At 64.4% G+C, this 20,475-nt stretch carries 25 protein-coding genes; 19 read left to right on the plus strand and 6 right to left on the minus strand.

Annotation, left to right across the window (positions count from 1 at the left end):
* Positions 1-266 precede the first annotated feature (266 nt).
* A complete protein-coding gene (locus KY084_RS13645; RefSeq protein ID WP_246587154.1) occupies positions 267-1,322 on the minus strand; it encodes a DUF3667 domain-containing protein in 1,056 nt (351 codons plus the stop codon).
* A gap of 87 nt (positions 1,323-1,409) precedes the next feature.
* Here KY084_RS13645 and KY084_RS13650 point away from each other — a divergent pair, with 87 nt between their 5' ends.
* From KY084_RS13650 to KY084_RS13695, 10 genes are all read left to right on the plus strand, one after another.
* The gene (locus KY084_RS13650) at positions 1,410-2,693 is read left to right on the plus strand and encodes a glutamate-5-semialdehyde dehydrogenase (protein ID WP_219239038.1); all 1,284 of its coding nucleotides are present in this window, start codon (positions 1,410-1,412) and stop codon (positions 2,691-2,693) included.
* A 146-nt stretch (positions 2,694-2,839) separates the two neighbouring features.
* Positions 2,840-3,886 carry an aldo/keto reductase gene (locus KY084_RS13655; protein ID WP_219239039.1) on the plus strand — a complete coding sequence of 349 codons (1,047 nt, stop codon included), beginning with the start codon at positions 2,840-2,842 and terminating at the stop codon, positions 3,884-3,886.
* 14 nt (positions 3,887-3,900) lie between these two features.
* Complete coding sequence (locus KY084_RS13660) at positions 3,901-4,545, plus strand: nicotinate-nucleotide adenylyltransferase (RefSeq protein ID WP_219239040.1); 645 nt, start codon at positions 3,901-3,903, stop codon at positions 4,543-4,545.
* Positions 4,521-4,940: a ribosome silencing factor gene (gene rsfS, locus KY084_RS13665; RefSeq protein WP_219239041.1), complete on the plus strand. Its 420-nt coding sequence runs from the start codon at positions 4,521-4,523 to the stop codon at positions 4,938-4,940. The genes KY084_RS13660 and rsfS overlap by 25 nt, the downstream gene beginning before the upstream one ends.
* A gap of 22 nt (positions 4,941-4,962) precedes the next feature.
* A complete protein-coding gene (locus KY084_RS13670) occupies positions 4,963-5,385 on the plus strand; it encodes a 23S rRNA (pseudouridine(1915)-N(3))-methyltransferase RlmH (protein WP_219239042.1) in 423 nt (140 codons plus the stop codon).
* A complete protein-coding gene (locus KY084_RS13675; protein ID WP_246587158.1) occupies positions 5,385-6,578 on the plus strand; it encodes a murein hydrolase activator EnvC family protein in 1,194 nt (397 codons plus the stop codon). Before KY084_RS13670 ends, KY084_RS13675 begins: the two co-directional genes overlap by 1 nt.
* 90 nt (positions 6,579-6,668) lie before the next feature.
* The gene (locus KY084_RS13680; RefSeq protein WP_219239043.1) at positions 6,669-7,991 is read left to right on the plus strand and encodes a S41 family peptidase; all 1,323 of its coding nucleotides are present in this window, start codon (positions 6,669-6,671) and stop codon (positions 7,989-7,991) included.
* A 3-nt stretch (positions 7,992-7,994) separates the two neighbouring features.
* Positions 7,995-8,480, plus strand: coding sequence for a disulfide bond formation protein B (locus tag KY084_RS13685; RefSeq protein WP_219239044.1), 486 nt, complete (start codon positions 7,995-7,997; stop codon positions 8,478-8,480).
* Positions 8,477-9,013, plus strand: coding sequence for a demethoxyubiquinone hydroxylase family protein (locus KY084_RS13690; protein ID WP_219239045.1), 537 nt, complete (start codon positions 8,477-8,479; stop codon positions 9,011-9,013). Before KY084_RS13685 ends, KY084_RS13690 begins: the two co-directional genes overlap by 4 nt.
* A 48-nt stretch (positions 9,014-9,061) precedes the next feature.
* A complete protein-coding gene (locus KY084_RS13695) occupies positions 9,062-9,451 on the plus strand; it encodes a hypothetical protein (RefSeq protein WP_219239046.1) in 390 nt (129 codons plus the stop codon).
* Here KY084_RS13695 and KY084_RS13700 read toward each other — a convergent pair.
* Positions 9,437-10,681, minus strand: coding sequence for a hypothetical protein (locus tag KY084_RS13700; protein WP_219239047.1), 1,245 nt, complete (start codon positions 10,679-10,681; stop codon positions 9,437-9,439). The two genes, KY084_RS13695 and KY084_RS13700, sit on opposite strands and share 15 nt — an antisense overlap.
* A 99-nt stretch (positions 10,682-10,780) precedes the next feature.
* On the opposite strand from KY084_RS13700, the gene KY084_RS13705 reads away from it, so the two are divergent.
* The 3 genes from KY084_RS13705 to KY084_RS13715 all read left to right on the plus strand — a co-directional run bounded on the left by KY084_RS13705 (position 10,781) and on the right by KY084_RS13715 (position 13,985).
* Positions 10,781-12,028, plus strand: a complete 1,248-nt coding sequence (locus tag KY084_RS13705) for a putative DNA modification/repair radical SAM protein (RefSeq protein WP_219239048.1) — start codon at positions 10,781-10,783, stop codon at positions 12,026-12,028.
* A 69-nt stretch (positions 12,029-12,097) separates the two neighbouring features.
* On the plus strand, positions 12,098-12,580 hold the full coding sequence (locus tag KY084_RS13710) for a hemerythrin domain-containing protein (RefSeq protein WP_219239049.1): 483 nt from the start codon (positions 12,098-12,100) through the stop codon (positions 12,578-12,580).
* A 19-nt stretch (positions 12,581-12,599) separates the two neighbouring features.
* On the plus strand, positions 12,600-13,985 hold the full coding sequence (locus KY084_RS13715; RefSeq protein ID WP_219239050.1) for a UdgX family uracil-DNA binding protein: 1,386 nt from the start codon (positions 12,600-12,602) through the stop codon (positions 13,983-13,985).
* Here KY084_RS13715 and KY084_RS13720 read toward each other — a convergent pair.
* Entirely contained in the window at positions 13,964-14,587 is a 624-nt protein-coding gene (locus KY084_RS13720; protein WP_246587159.1) for a DUF6445 family protein, read from the minus strand. The genes KY084_RS13715 and KY084_RS13720 overlap by 22 nt on opposite strands.
* Positions 14,588-14,640: 53 nt before the next feature.
* Between KY084_RS13720 and KY084_RS13725 the strand changes: the two genes are divergently transcribed.
* From KY084_RS13725 to KY084_RS13735, 3 genes are read left to right on the plus strand one after another with little or no spacing between them, the layout of a single operon-like run.
* Positions 14,641-15,090 carry a DUF1810 domain-containing protein gene (locus KY084_RS13725; protein ID WP_246587160.1) on the plus strand — a complete coding sequence of 150 codons (450 nt, stop codon included), beginning with the start codon at positions 14,641-14,643 and terminating at the stop codon, positions 15,088-15,090.
* 30 nt (positions 15,091-15,120) lie between these two features.
* A complete protein-coding gene (ung, locus tag KY084_RS13730; RefSeq protein WP_219239052.1) occupies positions 15,121-15,834 on the plus strand; it encodes a uracil-DNA glycosylase in 714 nt (237 codons plus the stop codon).
* Between the two features lie 21 nt (positions 15,835-15,855).
* The gene (locus tag KY084_RS13735; protein ID WP_219239053.1) at positions 15,856-16,281 is read left to right on the plus strand and encodes an ion channel; all 426 of its coding nucleotides are present in this window, start codon (positions 15,856-15,858) and stop codon (positions 16,279-16,281) included.
* Positions 16,282-16,294: 13 nt separating this feature from the next.
* On the opposite strand, the gene KY084_RS13740 is transcribed toward KY084_RS13735, so the two are convergent.
* Positions 16,295-16,996 (minus strand): NAD-dependent deacylase, encoded by a 702-nt coding sequence (locus KY084_RS13740; RefSeq protein WP_219239054.1) that lies wholly within the window; start codon positions 16,994-16,996, stop codon positions 16,295-16,297.
* Positions 16,997-17,093: 97 nt separating this feature from the next.
* On the opposite strand from KY084_RS13740, the gene dapB reads away from it, so the two are divergent.
* Genes dapB through KY084_RS13755 form a run of 3 tightly spaced genes read left to right on the plus strand, consistent with a single transcriptional unit; the run spans position 17,094 to position 18,928 of the window.
* Positions 17,094-17,822 carry a 4-hydroxy-tetrahydrodipicolinate reductase gene (gene dapB / locus KY084_RS13745; RefSeq protein WP_219239055.1) on the plus strand — a complete coding sequence of 243 codons (729 nt, stop codon included), beginning with the start codon at positions 17,094-17,096 and terminating at the stop codon, positions 17,820-17,822.
* Positions 17,819-18,496 (plus strand): endonuclease III, encoded by a 678-nt coding sequence (gene nth, locus KY084_RS13750; protein ID WP_219239056.1) that lies wholly within the window; start codon positions 17,819-17,821, stop codon positions 18,494-18,496. The genes dapB and nth overlap by 4 nt, the downstream gene beginning before the upstream one ends.
* 45 nt (positions 18,497-18,541) lie before the next feature.
* Positions 18,542-18,928 (plus strand): hypothetical protein, encoded by a 387-nt coding sequence (locus KY084_RS13755; protein WP_219239057.1) that lies wholly within the window; start codon positions 18,542-18,544, stop codon positions 18,926-18,928.
* Between the two features lie 4 nt (positions 18,929-18,932).
* On the opposite strand, the gene KY084_RS13760 is transcribed toward KY084_RS13755, so the two are convergent.
* Both KY084_RS13760 and KY084_RS13765 read right to left on the minus strand, forming a co-directional pair.
* Entirely contained in the window at positions 18,933-19,886 is a 954-nt protein-coding gene (locus tag KY084_RS13760) for a phytoene/squalene synthase family protein (protein ID WP_219239058.1), read from the minus strand.
* Positions 19,883-20,464 (minus strand): LOG family protein, encoded by a 582-nt coding sequence (locus KY084_RS13765; RefSeq protein WP_219239059.1) that lies wholly within the window; start codon positions 20,462-20,464, stop codon positions 19,883-19,885. Before KY084_RS13765 ends, KY084_RS13760 begins: the two co-directional genes overlap by 4 nt.
* Positions 20,465-20,475: the final 11 nt, after the last annotated feature.

The raw sequence follows: 20,475 nt of genomic DNA on the forward strand, positions 1-20,475 counted from the left end.
TGGATCGGTGAGAACTGGCCGGCCATGGAAGCCGCGCGCCGCGAGTATGATGCGAGATCAGGACAGTGAGACGCTAGGCAGCTATCGTCCCGGTGTTTCCTAAAACCCGTCTGTCTCCAATCCACCCTAGTCGGACGTTCGGTGAGGTTGGCACTTGTCCACGCAGCCTAGGCGCGAGAGCGTAGCGCTGGATTGCTTCACCGCGTTCGCAATAACGGGGCATCAGCGCGCCCTGTCCCGTTCTGCCCGGACTGATCAGCCCTGCGTCAGCCGAAGCCGAGTGCGAGGAGCGCGAAAAAGAACAGCGCCATGACGATGGTGGTGCATATCAGCAGGATGACGGTGCGGATGACCGTGCCGACCGGGCCGAGGCGATAGGCGCCGCGCAGCTGGCGCGCGATGTGCCAGATGGCGACCGTGCCGCCGATCAGCGTCAGCGTGCCGCCGCCCACCCCCAGCGCGCCCGCAATGGTCAGCACGATGAACATCAGCGACATGAACGCGATCGAATAGGTCACGAACACGGCATGGTCGTAGATCGGAATATCGCGCCGCCAGAAGAACAGCAGCCACATGAAGGGCAGCGACAGCGGGATCAGCAGCCAGGAAAATTTATAGCCGCTCGATTGCAGCTTGTACGCCATAAGGCCGGGGTTTTTTTGCCATTTCTCGATCCCGTGATCAAGCCAGTGCGATCCCGTTTCCACCTTGTCGCCGGTAACCGCGCCCTGCAATGTTTCGGCATTGCCAAGCCCCGACAGTTCGGAATCCTGCTGCGCGATGCGGGCGTCCAGTTGCTGTGCGCGCTCGGTGCCGTCGGCGGTCCGCCCGCGTTCGACGCGAAGGTCGGCAAGCGAGCGTTCGAGCATGCCGCGCTGCTCCGTGATCCGAAGGTGCAGCCGGTTGTCGGTCAGCGCGGCCGGCGCGCCCAGATCGGCGGGCGGTTGCAGCCCGACGATCGAGAATACCGCGAACATCACGAATACCGAGAACAGGAACAATGCCATCGGCGACACGAACCGCGCGCGCTCGCCCGCAATATAGCGGCGGGTGAGGACGCCGGGACGCCAGGCGAGCAGCGGCAGGGTGCGCCAGAGCTTGCCTTCGAAATGAACGACCCCATGTAGTATCTCGTGACCGATAGCGCCGAGCGTACGATGGACATGGGCGTGCTGGCCGCAGCGATGGCAATGCGAACCGATCAGCGCGGTGCCGCAGTTGAGGCAAAGCCCGCTGCCCCCGTCCGCGCCGCCTTCGCCATGCGATGGTTCGAATACGCGCCCGATAAGCGCGCCGGTGGCGATATCGCCGGCTGCTTCCATTCCCCCGCTCATGGAGCGGATAAATATCACGCTTTGTCGCGTTGATCGAGCGAGCAGACAAAGCAGCACAATCAGCAGAGGAACCTTATGAACGCCACCGTGACGACCATGCCAATAACCGACGACCCCGAAGCGCTGATTGCCGATATGGGCAGGCGCGCCCGTGCCGCCGCCAAGACGCTGGTGACGATGTCGAGCGCGGAAAAGGCCAAGGGTCTGGCGGCGGCAGCCAATGCGATTCGCGCCGATGCCGACGCGATCAAGGCCGCCAATGCGAAGGACATGGAAAACGGCAAGGCGAAAGGGCTTTCTGCCGCCATGCTTGACCGGCTGAAGCTGGACGATGCGCGGATCGAAGGCACCGCCGCCGGGGTTGAGGCAGTGTCGAAATTGACCGATCCGGTTGGCGACGTCATCTCCGAACACACCCAGCCAAATGGATTGAAGATGCGCCGCGTGCGTATTCCGATCGGGGTGATCGGCATCATCTATGAAAGCCGTCCCAACGTCACCGCCGACGCCGGCGCTTTGTGCGTGATGAGCGGCAACGCGGCGATCCTGCGCGGTGGTTCGGAAGCGGTCGAAAGCAACCGCGCGGTGCATGCGGCGCTGGTCCGCGGCTTTCGCGAAGCAGGGCTTCCCGAAGATGCGGTTCAGCTAGTCCCCACCACCGATCGCGCGGCGGTGGGCGCGATGCTGAAAGCCGACGGGCTGATCGACATGATCGTGCCGCGCGGCGGCAAGAGCCTGGTCGCGCGCGTTCAGAACGAGGCGAAGGTGCCTGTTCTCGCGCATCTCGACGGCATGAATCACACCTATATCGATGCGAAGGCGGACCCGGCGATGGCGCGCGAAATCGCGGTCAATGCGAAGATGCGTCGCACCGGCGTGTGCGGTGCGATGGAAACACTGCTGATCGATCGTGGCTTTGCCGAGGCGAAGTCGGTGGTTCAGGGCCTTGCCGATGCGGGCTGCGAAATTCGCGGCGATGCCGATGCGGTGAAGCTGATCGACAATGCCAAACAGGCGAATGACGAGGATTGGGACACCGAATATCTGGAGCCCATCGTCGCGGTGAAATTCGTCGACGGCGTTGACGATGCACTGACTCATATCGAGGGCCATTCGTCGGGCCATACCGACGCGATCGTGACCGGCGACGAAGCGACCGCGCAGAAATTCATCAACCGCGTCGATTCGGCGATCGTAATGTGGAATGCCTCCAGCCAGTTCGCCGATGGCGGCGAATTCGGGCTGGGTGCCGAAATCGGCATTTCGACCGGCCGATTGCACGCACGCGGTCCCGTCGCGCTGGAAGGGCTGACCACGTATAAATGGGTGGTGCTGGGATCGGGGCAAACCCGCCCATAAGCACATCCCGCTCGGTTTTTCCGGCACGCGAACGACAGGCGGCAAGGGGCGATCCCTTGCCGCTTTCGTGTCCGGTCCCCATTTTGTGCGCGTGCGAGCAAGCCGCTTCGCCGCTTTCCCACGCCGTAATCCAAAGGAGCCATTCCATGCGCTACAACCAGCTCGGCCGTACCGGCCTTCTTGTTTCCGAGCTGTGCCTTGGCACCATGACCTTTGGCGGCAAGGGGTTCTTCAAGGCGGTGGGACAGGTCGGGCAGGACGATGCCGATGCGCTGATGCGCCGCGCGATCGATGCGGGCGTGAACTTCATCGACACCGCGAACGTCTATTCCGAAGGGCTGTCGGAGGAAATCACCGGCCAGTCGATCCGCAATCTCGGCCTGCGGCGCGAGGATGTGGTGCTCGCCACCAAGGTGCTGGGGCCGATGGGCGACGGCCCGAACGATCGCGGCGCATCGCGCGGGCACATCATGGATCAGGCCAAGGCGAGCCTGAAACGCCTGAACACCGATCATATCGACCTGTATCAGATTCACGGTTTCGATCCCCTGACCCCGATTGAGGAAACGCTGCGCGCGCTCGACGATCTCGTCCGGCAGGGGCATGTCCGCTATATCGGGGTATCGAACTGGGCGGCGTGGCAGATCATGAAGGCGCTGGGCATTTCCGATCGCGAAGGGCTGGCGCGCTTTGCCAGTGTGCAATCCTATTACACGCTTGTCGGCCGCGATCTGGAGCGTGAGGTTGTGCCGATGATGCGGTCCGAAAATGTCGGGCTGATGGTCTGGTCGCCACTCGCCGGGGGCTATCTGTCGGGCAAATATCGCGGCGATGCGAAGGACGGACGCCGCGCGCAATTCGATTTTCCGCCCGTCAATACGGCGCGCGGCGACAGCATTCTCGACGCGATGGAGCCGATCGCCAAGCGCCACGATGTTTCGATGGCGCGCGTCGCGCTTGGCTGGTTGCTCCACCAGCCGCATGTCAGCAGCGTGATCATGGGGGCCAAGCGGATCGACCAGCTTGAGGACAATCTTGCCGCCGCCGAGCTTCGCCTGTCGGACGACGAACTCGCAACGCTCGACAAGGTCAGCCGCCTGCCCGCCGAATATCCCGGCTGGATGATCGAACGGCAGGGCGGATATCGCAGCGGCGGACAGGCGGGTCAGCCGCCCGCCCCCGACGACGACTGAGGACCGGCGGCGCAATGGGGAGCAAAGCGCGAGGCGGACGGATCGGCCTGTTGGGCGGATCGTTCAACCCGGCGCATGACGCGCATCGGTCGATCTCGCTCGCCGCGATCGATTCGCTCGGCCTGGACGAGGTGTGGTGGCTGGTGTCACCCGGCAATCCGTTGAAGGACAGCGCGAACGATATGGCGCCCTTTGCCGCGCGCATGGCATCGGCGCGCGCGCTTGCCCGGCGCGCGCCAATCCGGGCAAGCGGAATCGAAAGGACGCTCGGCACCCGCTATACCGCCGATACGCTGGCCCGGCTGGTCCGCCGCTACCCCCGCTACCGGTTCGTATGGCTGATGGGGGGCGACAATCTCGACCAGTTCCATCGCTGGCGCGACTGGCGGAAAATTGCGCGCACGGTGCCGATTGCGGTTATCGCGCGTCCGGGGTATGATCGTTGTGCCCACGCAAATCCTGCGATGGGTTGGCTGCGGCGCTTCGTGCGGCCCGCAGGCCAGGCAAAGAACTGGACCAAGTGGAGATTGCCGGCCCTCGTGCGCTTGCGCTTTCGCCCCGATCCGACTTCGGCGACCGCCATTCGCGCCGCCAACCCTGCCTGGCACCGGCAATGTTCGCCGTCCCATGTCAAATGCACCGATTTAGCGAACCCCTAGGAGCAACCTTGGCCGCATCTCCCAATGTGACCCCGTCGCCCGGCACCGAGGATGCCGAGGCGCTGCACAAACTCGTTATCGATTCGCTCGACGCCGATCAGGCGGTGGAGACGGTTTCGATCCCGCTCGCGGGCAAAAGCAGCATCGCCGATCACATGGTGATCGCGTCAGGCCGGTCGAGCCGGCAAGTCGCATCGATGGCAAGCAAATTGTCCGAAAAGATCAAGGCCGAGTTCGGCCGCAGCCCGCGTGTCGAAGGGCTGCAGACCGCCGACTGGGTATTGATCGACGCGGGCGATGTCATCGTCCACCTGTTCCGCCCGGAAGTGCGCAGCTTCTATAATCTGGAACGGATGTGGTCGTTCGGTGAGGAATCGCCGACCGGTACCGCCTGACCCGCTCGCCGCGCGAACCGTCATGCGATTGCATATCGTCGCGCGCGGCAAGATCGGCCGCAGCCCGGAAAGCGATATCGTCCAGCGCTATGTAAAGCGCATCGCGTGGGACGTGCGGATCACCGAACTGCCCGATCAGGGGGGCAGGATACCGGCGATGGATACGCCCGGACGGCTGATCCTGCTCGACGAGACCGGGCGCGATATGCCTTCGATGGAATTTGCCGGAATATTGGGCCGCTGGCGCGACGATGGCATGCGCGAAGCGCGCTTCATGCTGGGCGCGGCCGATGGCTTCGATGACGAAGCGCGCAGCCGGGCCGACCTGCTGCTGTCGTTCGGCCGGCTGACCTGGCCGCATATGCTGGCGCGCGCGATGCTGGCCGAGCAATTGTGGCGCGCGACCAGCATCCTTGCCAACCACCCCTATCATCGCGAAGGCTGATGCGCATGAAGGGCGGCCGGATCATCATGGCGGCGGGCGCGGCGATTGCGCTGACCAGCGGCGCCGCGACGATGCTGCGCGCCCAGCCGAGCGCGCCCGACAATCAGCAGATGCGGCTGGCGACGGCCAAGCGCGATGCCGAGGCAGCGCGCAAACGCTCCACCGATCTTCAACGCGCGGCCGATGCCGAACGCGATCAGGCGGCCAGAGCGAAGGCCGAACAGGCCGCCGTCGCCGAGCGGATCAAGGCGGCCAAGCTCGACATCGCGGCGGCACGCGCACGAATCGCGATCATTCGCCAGCGGCTGGCGGCGCGGCGCGGCGAACTCGCCGAACGGCAGGGGCCGATCGCGCGACTGATCGCGGCGCTGCAAGCAATGGCGCGCCGCCCGCAATTCGTCGCGCTGGTGCAGCCCGGTTCGACGCGTGACATGGTGCATGTCCGCGCGATGCTGGGCACGATCATGCCGGTGGTGAAGGCGCGCACCGATGCCGTTCGACAGGAAATCGCCCATGTGCGCACGCTTCGCGGCCAGGCTGCGCTGGCGGTGGCCAGCCTGGACGAGAGCCGCGACGATCTGGAACAGCAACGGCTTGCCTTTACCAAGCTGGAGGCGCGGCACCGTGCGCGCTCGGCCGAGCTTGACCGCCGCGCGATGTTCGAATCGGACCATGCGATCGCGCTGGGCGAACGCGCGCGCGATCTGGTCGATCAGATGCAGATATCGCGCGACGAAGCCGATACGCGCGAAGCGCTGGCCGCGCTTCCCGGTCCACTGCCCCGGCCCGACGAAAGCGATGCCGGCCGCGACCCGCGTGAAGCGGACCGCTCGCCCTATCTGCTCGCGGTGGTCGGGCAGTTGAAGACCGGGTTGGGTGAGGTTTCGGCCAATGGCGTTCGGTCACGCGGCCTGACGCTGGCGACATGGCCGGGGGCAAAGGTGATCGCTCCCGCCGCGGGCACGGTGCGCTATGCCGGGCAATTCCGCTCGTTCGGAAATGTCGTCATCATCGATCATGGCAAGGGCTGGACGACGGCGATTACCGGGCTTGGAGCGATATCGGTGCATCGCGGCGACACCGTGCGGCAGGGCGCGGCCATCGGCGCCGCGCCGCAAACCGATGCGCCGCGCATCACCGTCGAACTGCGGCGCAAGGACGTGCCCGTCGACATGACCGGACTGATGGGATGAGTATTACGCAAACTGCGCTTTGATCCAGCCCGGGAAACAGGGTAACAGCCCATGATACAACCGTTCCGTTTCATTCTCGAAAGCGTATCCATGTACCGTCCGCTCCTGCAGGCTACCGCCATTGTCGGCGCGATGGCGCTGATTCCCGTTTCGACCAGCGCGATGGCCGAAGTGGACACCAACAGCTATCGCGACCTCGACTTGTTCATGGACGTCTTCAACCGGGTGAAGGCCGATTATGTCGATCCGGTCGACAACAAGACACTGGTTAAGGGCGCGATCGACGGGATGCTCGCCGCGCTCGATCCGCACAGCAGCTATGTCGACGAACTGGATTACGACAATCTGCAGATCCAGACGCAGGGCAATTACGGCGGGCTGGGCCTGACGGTGACTCAGGAAAACGGCGTGGTGAAGGTCATCGCGCCGACCGAGGACACCCCTGCCGATCGGGCGGGGATCAAGGCGGGCGATTACATCACCCATATCGACGGCAAGCTGATCTATGGCGACACGCTGGACGCGTCGATCGAGAAGATGCGCGGCGAACCGGGCACCGACATCACGCTGACCATCGTTCGCCCCGGCGCGGACAAGCCGCTGGAAAAGACGCTTACCCGCGAAATCATCACTCAGAAGCCGGTGAAGTGGGAAGTGAAGGACGGCGTCGGCGTCATAAACATCAATACCTTCTCCGCCACCACGGGCAAGGATACGCGCGCGGCGATCGTCGCGATCAACAAGTCGCTGGGCCATGCCCCGCTCGGCTATGTCGTGGACCTGCGCGAAAATGGCGGCGGGCTGCTGAGCCAGGCGATCGAGGTTTCGGACGTGTTCCTCGACCACGGAGAAATCGTATCGCAGCGCGGACGCGGCAACGATATCGAACGCTATTACGCCGAAAGCGCGGTTCCGGGCGATGTGACAAAGGGCGCGCCGGTCGTCGTGCTGGTCGATGCGGGCACCGCATCGGCTTCGGAAATCGTGGCGGGCGCGTTGCAGGATCATCACCGCGCGCTGGTGATGGGCGTGCGCAGCTTCGGCAAGGGATCGGTCCAGACGCTGTTGCCATTGGGGCCGAAGACCGCGCTCCGCCTGACCACCGCGCGCTATTACACCCCGTCCGGCCGGTCGGTGCAGGAAGGCGGGATCGAACCCGATCTGGCCGTGCCGCAGCTTTCGGACGATGATTATGACAGCCGCCCGGTCTTCCGCGAGGCGGACCTGCGCCGCCACCTGATCAACACGGCAAAGGCGGACAACGACCTTTTGGAAGATGACGAAAAGACCGATCCGGCGTTCGATACCGATGCCGAAGCGCTGAAGAAGAAGGGGATCGAGGACTTCCAGCTTCATTATGCGCTTCAGACGATCGCCCGGCTGGGCACGTCACGCGTGGCGAGCGCAAAGTAAGCCATGCGCGCAAGCGTCAATCGCTTCCGCGCGGCGCAGATACTGGCGCTGCTCCTCCCGCTCGCGCTGATGGCGGGGGCGTTGGGATCGCAATATATCGGCGGGCTGTATCCGTGCGAAATGTGCCACTGGCAGCGCTGGCCGCATTACGCCGCGATTATCTTCGCGGCGCTGTCGTTTCTCTTTGCCCCCCGGCGGCCGACGGCGGGCGTGCTGGTCCTGATCGCAGCGCTGTGCATCGCCGCGAGCGGCGCGATCGGCGTGTTTCACGCCGGGGTCGAATATGGCTGGTGGGACGGCATCACCGCATGCACCGCAACATTTGACGCGAGTGGCGATTTTCTGCGCGTCATCCATGCGCCGGTGGTCCGTTGCGACACGCCGCAATGGACGCTTTTCGGGATTTCGCTCGCTGGCTTCAACGCGATATTCTCGCTGGGCGGGGCGGCGGTGATCCTGATATTGCTGGGCCGAAGGAGAAGAGCATGAGTCGCTGGAAACCGGGCGACCGGCGTGAAGCCAGGGATGCGATGATCCGCGTCAATCAGGCGGGGGAGTTTGGCGCGACGCGAATCTATGGCGGTCAGCTTGCCATCATGGCCGACCGCGTGGGTCAGGCCCCCGCAATCGCCGGCATGGCGGAGCAGGAAGAGCGCCACCGCGAATTTTTCGATACGATGATCGCGCGTCGCGGCGTCCGCCCCACCGCGCTGCAACCCTTCTGGCATGTCGCCGGCTATGCGCTGGGCGCCGCGACGGCGGCGATGGGTCCCGAAGCGGCGATGGCGTGCACCGCGGCGGTCGAAACCGAAATCGACAAACATTATGCGCAGCAGCTGGAAACGCTGGGCGACGAGGACCCGGAGCTTTCCGAGGCGGTGGCCCGGTTTCGCGACGAAGAGCTGGAGCATCGCGACACCGCGCTGGACGCTGGCGCCGAAAACGCCCCCGCCTATCCGCTGCTGTCGGGGCTGATCCGCGCAGGGTGCCGGGTCGCAATCGGACTGTCCAAACGGATATGAGACAATTGGCCGCGCTCACGCGTTGATTGCGGATAAGGAGGTTTTGACATGGCAAAGTGGCTGATCCTGACGAGTCTGACCGCAGCTGTAGCCGCATTCGCGCCCCTGCCCGCCGGCGCCCAGTCGCAAAACGGCGTGCTGGTCATTTACGGGACCGATGTGTGCCCCACCGATGCCAACGGCAATGAAATCGTCGTGTGTACGCGGCGGCCGGAAAGCGAACGCTATCGCATTCCCAAGGAACTGCGCGACATCAAACCCGAAAACCAGAGCTGGGCGACGAAGGTCGACGATGTTCGCGATGCCGGGCGCACCGGTGTCGGCAGCTGTTCAGCGGTGGGCGCGGGCGGCTTTACCGGTTGCCTGGCCGATACGATCAACCGCGCCAAGGCGGAATCGCGCGCGCGGCGCGATGCGGACGATTCAGCCGGGCGCTGATCGCGCATCGCCAACGTCCGGCGTTGCATTGACAAGCCAGGGCGGCGCTGGGCTACGTACGATCTGCGTAATAGCCCAAAGCATTGCGAAGGCGCGTATCGCGGCCGCAACCGCAATTTCGCCATGGGTTGTGCTGGGACTGACGCCGTCCATCCCCGCGAACATCCAGAATTCCGCGAAATAGGCGGCAATATCGCTAAGCACGAAGAGGGCGAGCGGCGCCAGACGGGGGATGGTAAGCACCAATAGCGGGTAGAGCCAAAGGTCAAATTGCGGCGAATACACCTTGTTGGTGAGCAGGAACCACGCAAGCACTGCCGGAAACAGCGTCCACAAATGCTCGCGATGACGGCGCCAGCCAAGCGCGACAATGGTGGCGGCCCCCGCAAAGAAAATAAGCGCGGACCAGAAATTGCGCTCGGCCAGCGATGCGCTCCACAGATGATTGTCGCTCAATATCTGCCACACCGACGCGGCGGTCCCGACGCGCTCCCCCGAAAAGCGATAGAATTCGGACCAGTTTTCGAATGCGAAAAGCGCGACCGGCAGATTTACCGCCACCCAGGCTGCCACCGCCGCCAGCGTGACGATGGCCGCACGCGGAACCCCGCGCCGCAGCCATGCCCCTTTACCGAACAGCGCCTGCAACCCGATAAGCGGCAGCAGTAATAGAGGGTAGAGCTTCGCCGCAACGCCCAGTGCGGCGGCGGCCGCGGCGGCGACCAGCCGGTGCCGGCGCGCCAGCAACATCGCGGTGACGCTGAACGCCACGGCGAGCATGTCCCAATTATGCCCGACATACAGGATCAGCGGCGGCGCGAAGGCCCAGCACCATAATCGCGTCCTTGGCACGCCTTCGCGGATCATCAACCATAGGGTGAAAAAGGCGAGGCCGGCGTTGAACGCGGTGACGATGTGCAGAAAATCGCCCGCATTCGCGCTTCCCCCGAACAGCGCGCGGGTAAAGGTCCCGGCCAGCCAGATCAGTCCGCCGGTGAGCACGGGATATTCCATCCGCGCCTGAAAATAGGGTATTTGCCCGTCAGCTACCCCGCGTCCGCCCCAAAAGGGTACTGCATCGGAATAGCAGCCGCTGGTATATTGGATCGAATCGACCCAGCCGCCGCCAAGCACGCAATGCGCCTTGAACAGCCAGCCGAGCAGGCAGGTAAGCGCCAGTGCAAGGTAGAGCGGCAACGATCGTTGCCCCGCATTTTCGTTTCCCTGCATCCCCGCCCCTTTCAGCCTCACCGCCGATTCCCTGCACCTCGCACTCAGAGATTACAATTGTGTCTCGACAAGCGACGCGTCGGAACATAAAAAGAACATATGGCGCAACTCGATACCCGCGAAAAACTGGCTATTCTCGCCGACGCAGCGAAATATGACGCGTCATGCGCATCGTCGGGTACGTCGAAGCGCAATTCGGCGGGCGGCAAGGGGATCGGTTCGACCGAAGGGATGGGCATCTGTCATGCCTATGCGCCCGATGGCCGGTGCATCAGCCTGTTGAAGATATTGCTGACCAACAGCTGTATTTTCGACTGCCATTATTGCATCAACCGGAAAAGCTCGAATGTCCGGCGCGCGCGCTTCACCGCGCAGGAAGTGGTCACCCTCACCCTGTCCTTCTATCGGCGCAATTATATAGAGGGACTGTTTTTGTCGTCGGGGATCATCGGTTCGTCCGACTATACGATGGAGCAGATTGTAGAGGTCGCGCGCAGCCTGCGCGAAGACCATGATTTTCGCGGCTATATCCATCTGAAGACCATTCCGGACGCAGATTCCGATCTGGTTGAGGCGGCGGGCCGCCATGCCGACCGTGTGTCGATCAATGTCGAACTGCCCACCGAACAGGGGCTGAAACGCCTTGCGCCTGAAAAATCGCAGCGGCGGATCGAACGTGCGATGGGCGCGATGCATCGATCGATCGAGGATGGCGGCGATGCGGCGAAACGCTATCGCTCCGCCCCGCGCTTCGCCCCGGCGGGCCAGTCGACTCAGATGATCGTGGGCGCGGACGCGGCGACCGATGGCGATATAGTGCGCCGCGCGTCGCAGCTTTACGGCAGATTCGGGCTGCGCCGGGTTTATTATTCGGCGTTCAGCCCGATTCCGGAAGCAAGCACGGTGCTGCCGCTGCAACGCCCGCCATTGATGCGCGAACACCGGCTGTACCAGTCCGACTGGCTGATGCGGTTTTACGAGTATCGCCCCGATGAAGTGGCCGCCGCCGCCGATCCGGTGACGGGCATGCTGCCGCTCGATATCGATCCCAAGCTTGCCTGGGCGCTGCGCTTTCGCGACCGGTTTCCGGTCGATGTCAACCGCGCCCCGCGCGAAATGCTGCTTCGGGTGCCGGGGCTGGGGGTGAAGGCGGTGAACGCGATCCTCACCACCCGGCGCTGGCGGCAATTGCGGCTTGCCGATGTCGCTCGGCTCACCGTTTCGCTCACCAAATTACGCCCGTTTCTGATTACCGCCGACTGGCGCCCGGTCGCATTGACCGATCGCGCCGACCTGCGTTCGCTGGTGACAAAGCGCGCAAAGCAACTCGAACTGTTCGCGGCATAGGCGGCGACGCGTTGAACCTCTGACGCGTTCGCCGGTTGAAGCGCACGACGTGCAACAGGAGATAGTCGAATGGCCGAAGAACGCATTTTCCAGGATTTGAAAAACGATCATGACCGCCATCGCGATCTGCTCGCAAAAATCGCCGAAACCCATGGCGACAGCGAGGATCGCCGCGATCTGTTCGAAAAATTCCGGGTGGAGGTCTCGGCGCATGCCGCGGCGGAAGAGGAATCGCTCTACGCCACGATGCTCGCGAAACCCGACCTGCGCGACGATGCGCGCCATTCGGTGTCCGAACATAAGGAAGTCGACGATTTTCTGGGCGAACTTTCCGAAATGGATATGAGTTCGAGCGGGTGGCTGCCCAAGTTCAAGGAAATGCGCCACCGCTACGAACATCATATCGATGAGGAAGAAGAAGAAATGTTCCCCGCCGCCGCGAAGGATTTGTCGCAGGCCGAAGAGGATCGGCTGGCAAAGGTTTTCGAAACGCGCAAGCCACGCGAACTGGACCGCGCGAAAGACAGCGCTTCGGGCGACGAGCGCGAATAGCCGCGTCCCGGCGGACGCGATGCACACGGTCAGGCTGGCGGGCGAGGACGATTTCGAAGGGTGGCGCGATGCCGCCCGCTCACTCGCCGCCCTGGGTGCAGCGCCCGATACGGTTATCTGGCAGGTCGGCGGCGCGCGGGACGATTTGTTCGGTGAAGCCCCCCCGCCGCCCGCGTCGCCCAAAAGCGAAACCCGTGTGCCGCGCCGCTTCGTCGAACTGGTGCGCAGCGCCCTGCTCCACCGTGATCCAGAACGCTTCGCACTCGGTTATGCGCTGCTGGTCCGGCTTGCCGATCAACCGCGGCTGATCGACGATGCGGCCGATCCGCTGGTCCGCCGACTGGAGACGATGGCAAAAGCGGTGCGGCGCGACATTCACAAGATGCGGGCGTTTGTGCGCTTCCGTGCGATCGAGGATGAAGGCGGCGATCGCTATATCGCATGGTTCGAACCCGACCATCATATCGTTCACGCCAATGCCGCCTTTTTCGTCAATCGGTTTGCGTCGATGCGCTGGTCGATCCTGACGCCCGCGCTTTCGCTGCACTGGGACAGCGAAATGCTTCGCGAGGGACCGGGCGCGAGCAAGCGCGATGCGCCCGGCGACGACCCGGTCGAGGCGATCTGGAAAACCTATTACGCGTCGATCTTCAATCCCGCGCGGCTGAAAACCGGCGCGATGCTGAAGGAAATGCCGCGCAAATACTGGAAGAACATGCCCGAGACCGCGCTGGTCGGCGAACTGGTCGCGACGGCACGGCAACGGGAAAGCGCGATGATCGACACCGCACGCACCGCGACCGGCGGCAATATCGAAGCCGCGTGGCAGGCGTTGCGCGATGAGGCGGCGTCCTGCCGCCGCTGCTCGCTTTACAAAAATGCGACGCAGACCGTCTTTGGCGAGGGACCTCTCGACGCGGCGATGATGCTGATCGGCGAACAGCCGGGCGATCAGGAAGATTTGGCGGGCAGGCCCTTTGTGGGCCCGGCGGGACAGGTGCTCGACACCGCGCTGGGCGAGGCGGGGATCGACCGGGCGCGGCTGTACGTCACCAACGCCGTCAAGCATTTCAAATTCACGCCGCGGGGCAAACGGCGCATTCACGCAAAGCCCGACAGCGGTGAGATCGAAGCGTGCCGTTGGTGGGTCGAACAGGAAAAGATGCTGGTCAAACCGAAGGTCAGCGTCGCGCTGGGCGCGACGGCGGCCCGGTCGCTGCTCGGCAAAACGGTGACGATCGGGCGCGAACGCGGTCGGCCGATCGAGCTTGCGGGCGGCGGGGTGGGCTGGATCACGGTCCATCCCAGCTATCTGCTGCGCATCCCCGAAGCGGACCGCGCGGCGGAGGAAACCAACCGCTTCGTTGCGGATTTGAAAGCGGCCTATGCGCTCGCGGCGGGCTGATCGGCGGGGCGCTTCGCCGCGCGGAAGAACATCAGATGGACCAGCCGCGCGTTTTCGGGCCGGTCGCCAAAGCCGGGCGCGGAATTGTGGAACAGCCAGGGGCTGAACAGAATCAGCCGGTTGAAGCGCATCGGCACGCGCATGGTGCGCTCCCAGCAATCGGGCCGCAGCGTATCGGCGTTTACCACCTCTTCGATCAGGCGGTTCGCATCGGCATAGCCGCTGTCCGCCATCGCGCGCGGCGTACGCGGTACCGATTCCAGCCCCGTGCGACGGTGGCGGAAAAAGTCGGTACCGCCCTGGCAATGCTGCGGCAGCGACAGGTACAGGATGCCCGAATAGAAGCACGGATCGATATGCACGCCGCTTCGCCCCGCATCGTCGGCGCGCGTCATCCGGCAATGCTGGTGCATCGTGCCGGGCATGGCATCGACCCGAACGCCGATCCGCGCCGAAACCGCAGCGTCCAGATTGCCGATCGGCAGCGCGGTGCGCGACGGCAGGCCGGGATATTTCCCTTTTTTGAAAGCAGGGTCGTAATCGAGCGCGAGCGCGGCTTCCCGAAAGCCGTGCGGATCGGGAAGGAAGTCGTCGATGATCATCAGCGATGCGAGCATGGCGCAAAGGTGTGACAGATCACCGCACGCAAGGAAATATGGCACCGCGCGGAGGCGGTTCGCGTTGGTCCGCGATGGAAAACGATCTTAGCCGCTTCGTAGAGGCGCAGCAAAATGTCTGGCAGCAGGCGCTTGCCGAACTGAAAGCGGGCGACAAGCGCAGCCACTGGATGTGGTTTATCTTTCCCCAGATCGCCGGACTGGGCCAAAGCCCCACCGCGCGTTTCTATGCCATTGCCGGGCGGAGCGAGGCCGGGGCGTACATGGCGCACGCACTGCTCGGGCCACGCCTGATCGCGGCGAGCGAAGCGGTGCTCGACCATAAGGGCGAGCGAACAGCGTCGGCCATGCTGGGCGAAATCGACGCGATGAAGCTGAAATCGTCGATGACCCTGTTCGAAGCGGTCAGCGACGAACCGGTGTTCGGCGCGGTGCTCGACGCATTTTACGGGGGCGAACGCGATTCAGCCACGCTGAACCGGTTGTGACACCGCGCTGGCGGAGGTAACATTGCCGATATGGGTACAGGCGGAACGGTAAAGCTGGACGAAAGCTGGCGCGCGCCGCTCGCCGATGAATTCGAACAGCCTTATATGGCGGCGCTCAAACAGTTCCTGATCGACGAACGCGCCGCGGGCAAGCGTATCTTCCCGGCGGGCAGCGAATGGTTTCGCGCACTCGACCTTACCCCGCTCGAAGATGTGCGCGTCGTCATTCTGGGCCAGGACCCTTATCATGGGCCGGGACAGGCGCACGGCCTTTGCTTCTCGGTCCGTCCGGGCGTCCGCCCGCCGCCCAGCCTGGTCAATATCTACAAGGAGATGCGAAGCGACCTTGGCATCGAACCGCCGGGCCACGGGCATTTGGAACATTGGGCGCGGCAGGGGGTGCTGCTGCTCAATTCGGTGCTGACGGTGGAAATGGCGCGCGCCGCATCGCATCGCGGACGCGGATGGGAGCGCTTCACCGACGCCATCGTCCGGCTTGTGGCTGCACAGGAACGCCCGATCGTATTCATGCTCTGGGGCTCCTATGCCCAGAAAAAGGCGGGCTTCATCCCATCGGTCGAACGCGGCGGCCGGCATCTGATGTTGAAGGCGGCGCACCCTTCCCCGCTGTCGGCGCATTCGGGCTTTTTCGGCTGCGGCCATTTTTCGAAAGCCAATGCCTTTCTGGCCCAGCACGGGCGAACGCCGATCGACTGGACATTGCCCGAGGCCGCGGATGGATAGGCGACGGGGAAGCGGGCGGCGATGATCGCACAGCTCGCCATCGCCACCGCCATGGTGCTGCTGACCGTGGCGATCCACGGTGCCGGGATCATCGTGCTGGTGCGGCTGATGCGACTGGAAGCGGCGGAGGAACGCGCTGGCCATGTGGTTCACGCATCCTGGCGCGGCTTTGCCGTCACGCTGGCGCTGGTGCTTGGCCTGTTCCTGCTGCACGGGCTGGAAATCTGGCTCTACGCCGCGCTGTACGAACTTGGCGGCGCGCTGGGCGGGCTGGAACATGCCGTGTATTTCTCCACCATCACCTATGCCACGATCGGCTATGACGATCAGGGGCTGGACATAGCCTGGCGGTTGGTCGCAGCGATCGAGGGGATCAACGGAATCATCCTGCTGGGCTGGTCCACCGCGTTTTTCGTGACGGTGGTAAGTCGGCTGGGGCGGCGGTAGCGCTTCGGACCCGTCAGCGCTCCTCCAGCACCGCATCCACCCATGTCGGGACAAGCGCCCCCGCCGGACCCATGCGGCTTTCGTCGAACAGGAAGCTGCCCTCGCTAGGGTCGAGGTTGAGTTCCAGCGTGCGCGCATCGTAATGGCGCGCCGTGCGGACGAAGCCCGCCGCCGGGTACACCGCGCCCGATGTGCCGATCGACACGAACAGGTCGCACGCCGACAGCGCCGCCTCTATCCGTTCCATTTCGCGCGGGATTTCCCCGAAAAACACGATGTCGGGGCGCAGCATCGCCTGCCCGCACGCGCTGCATTCGGCCATCGGCGGCAGCGATTTGCGCCATATATGCTTTTTTCCGCATCCGGCGCACAGAGCGGAGAGCAACTCCCCATGCATGTGAAGCAGCCGGGTCGCGCCCGCACGTTCATGCAGGTCATCGACATTCTGTGTTACGATCAGCAACTCGCCCGGCCATTCATCGTCGAGCCGCGCAAGCGCGCGATGCGCTGCATTGGGCTCCACCCCGGCAAGCGCCGCGCGGCGCGCATCATAAAATCGATGGACGGTATCGGGATCGCGGGCCAGCGCCTCGGGCGTGCACACATCCTCGACCCGGTGCCCTTCCCACAGGCCGCCGGGGCCGCGAAAGGTGGCAACGCCGCTTTCCGCCGAAATTCCCGCGCCGGTAAGCACCAAGATATTTTCGATAGCCATGTCGGTGCAGCATAACGCGGGAAATCGGACGGGGAAGGCCTGTACGCCTTGCCTGATTTCTGTAACAGCCGCTGGCGAAGCACAAAGAGGCGACGGCATGACGAGCATCGGCATATTGGGCAACGAAGGGCGGATGGGCCGCGCGATCGCGGCGGCGATCAAAGAGGCGAAGGCGACCCATGCGGGCGGCATCGGTTCGGCGGGCGATCCGCGCGGGCTGGCCGAAAAATGCGATGTGCTGATCGATTTCACCGCACCCGCTGCGCTTCCCGCCAATCTCGCCGCAGCGCAGGACGCGGGCCGCGCCATCGTCATCGGCACCACCGGGCTGACGGCCGACGATCATGGGCGGATCGATGCTGCGGCGGAAAGAATCGCCGTGCTGCAAACCGGCAATACCTCGCTCGGCATCGTCATGCTGTGCGCGCTGGTCCGGCAGGCGGCGGCGTCGCTGGGTAGCGACTGGGATGTGGAGATCGCCGAAATGCACCACCGGATGAAGGTCGATGCGCCGTCGGGCACCGCACTGATGCTGGGCGAAGCGGCGGCGGCGGGGCATGGCGATACGCTCGATGCGGTGCGCACCCCGGCGCGTGAGGGGCATACCGGCGCGCGCAAAACGGGCACGATCGGTTTTTCGGCGCTGCGCGGCGGCACCGTGGCGGGCGATCATATGGTGGTGTTCGCGGGCGAGGGCGAACGGATCGAACTTGCCCACCGTGCCGAGGACCGCATGATCTTCGCGCGCGGGGCGGTGCGCGCCGCGCTTTGGCTAAGCCGACAGGCACCGGGCCGCTACACGATGAATCAGGTACTGGGGATGTGAAGAAAGCGGACATCATCGAATTTTATTCGCGGCTGGCCGAGGAAAATCCGCATCCTGAAACCGAGCTCGAATCGGTTAACGACTATACGCTGCTCGTCGCGGTGGTTCTGTCGGCACAGGCGACCGATGCGGGGGTGAACCGCGCAACCCGCGCGTTGTTCGCCGATGTCGATACGCCAGAAAAGATGGTCGCGCTGGGCGAAACCGGACTGAAAGAGCATATCAAGACGATCGGCCTGTTCAATTCGAAGGCGAAGAACGTCATCGCGCTATCGCAGGCGCTGATCGAAAATCATGGCAGCCGGGTTCCCGAAGATCACGAAGCGCTCAAGGCGCTGCCCGGCGTCGGACGCAAGACCGCGAATGTCGTAATGAACACCGCGTTTGGGCACGAAACCTTCGCGGTCGATACGCATATCTTTCGCGTCGGCAACCGCACCGGGCTTGCGCAGGGAAAAACGGTGCTGGCGGTGGAAAAGAAACTCGACAAGGCGACGCCGCAGCCGTTTCGCCTGCACGCGCATCACTGGCTGATCCTGCACGGCCGCTATGTCTGCAAGGCGCGCAAGCCCGAATGCTGGCGATGCATCGTGTCGGACCTGTGTGCGTACAAGCCCAAGACACCGCCGCCCGAAACGGCCAAGGTGGCGGCGCGGGCGCAATCAGCCGGGTAAAAGGGTCATGCGCACTCGCGCGAAAGCGCCTTTGGGGGGAATGGAATGCGAAAGCTGCTGGGCGTCCTGATCGGTGTCGGAATCGGGTTCGTCATCACCTTCATGCTCGAATCGCTGGGGCATCTGCTCTTCCCCATGCCGCCGGGAACCGACATTTCGGCCCCCGACCTGCTCGACCATATACCGCTGGGCGCGAAACTGATGGTGGTCGCCGCGTGGTTCACCGGCGCGCTGGCGGGCGCTTATGTGGGGCAGCGGGTCGGCGGCTGGCTCTGGTCCGGTTGGGTCGTGGTCGGCATTTTGATGCTTGCCGGTATCTCGACGCTGTTCATGATTCCGCATCCCTTGTGGATGCAGGCCGCTGCCCTCGTCGCGCCGATCCTGGGCGGGCTGGTCGCCGACCGCCTGCCCGGCGGGCGCGTGGCGCGCTGAAGCTTCAGGGCCGGACGGGCGTCCACAGATCGGGATCGCGCGGCTCGGCGGGTTCGCGCCTGGGCCGCAACGCTTCGATAAAGGCGCGGCCCACCGCCGCCAGTTTTTCACCGCGCGTCGTCGTCACGCGATGGTCCCAGGCATGCCCGCCCGCATCGGCGACCTTGCGCGCAATCCCGCCATAGATATGCGCGGCGGCCAGCACCGCCCATGCCTGACGAAAGGAAAGCGCCGCCGCGCCGATACGCGCGCTTTGTTCATATGCGCCCGCCATACGCGCCAGCCGCCCGGCGAGCACCGCCAGCCGCTGACGATACCAGGGACGGAAATGCTCGCCCGGCGCGATGTCCATTTCGACCAGCCATTCGACCGGCAGATAGCATCGCCCGACCCGGCCATCCTCCTCGATATCACGCGCGATATTGGCGAGCTGAAAGGCAAGGCCCAGATCGGTCGCGCGGGTCAGCGTCGCCTCGTCGGCGGGATCGACGCCCATGACCACCGCCATCATTTCGCCCACCACGCCCGCGACGTGATAGCAATAGGTCAGCAGATCAGCCTCGCTGCGCGGGCGCCAGTCGCGCGCGTCCATCGCGAACCCTTCGATCAGCGAATCGGTCATCCGACGGGGCAACCCGGTTTCGGCGGCGACAATGCGCAGCGCGTCGAAGGCGGGGTCGCCCACAACCTCGCCCGACAGCGCCTTGTCGGTTCGCGCGCGGATCAGCGCCAGCCGCGCCGCGCCGTCCTCCACCCGCGCCATGCCATGGCCCAGTTGCTGATCGTCGGCGATATCATCGCACGCGCGGCACCAGGCATAGAGCAGCCATGCCCGCTCACGCGTGCGCCGGTCGAACAGGCGGCTCGCCACGGCGAAGCTTTTCGATCCGCGCGCGATGGTCTCGCCCGCGGTGGCGACGATCGCCGCGCGCGATGGAAGGGCGCGATGCCCGGTCACAGATCGGCGCGCGTCATCCGAACGATCGGCGTCGCGGGTTCGTGCGCCGCCATCTCGGCCAGCAACCCGTCCAGCGTTTCATCGACGATCAGCAGCCCCTGATGCTGCGGACGCAGAAAGCCGACCTCCCCCATCTTCGCGACGAACGCGATCAGATGATCGTAATAGCCCGCCACGTTCAGCAGGCCGACCGGATCGGCGTGATAGCCAAGCTGCGCCCAGCTCATCGCTTCCCACAATTCATCCATCGTCCCGGTGCCGCCGGGAATCGTGACGAACCCGTCCGAAAGCTCGGTAAAGCGCGCCTTGCGCTCATGCATGGTTTCGACGACGTGGAGTTCGGTGAGCCCCTGATGCGCGACCTCTGCATCGACCAGCGCCTGCGGAATGATGCCGATCACCTCGCCCCCCGCTTCCAGCGCGGCATCGGCGACCGCCCCCATCAGGCCCAGCTTGCCGCCGCCGTACACGACGCCGATGCCCCGCTCGGCAAGTGTCGCGCCCACCTCGCGCGCGGTTTGGATATAGACGGGATCGGCGGGCGTGGCAGAGCCACAATAGACGGCAAGGCGCTTCATGCTCCGTTCGC

The sequence above is a fragment of the Stakelama flava genome, assembly GCF_019351405.1.
GTDB lineage: Bacteria > Pseudomonadota > Alphaproteobacteria > Sphingomonadales > Sphingomonadaceae > Sphingomonas > Sphingomonas flava_A.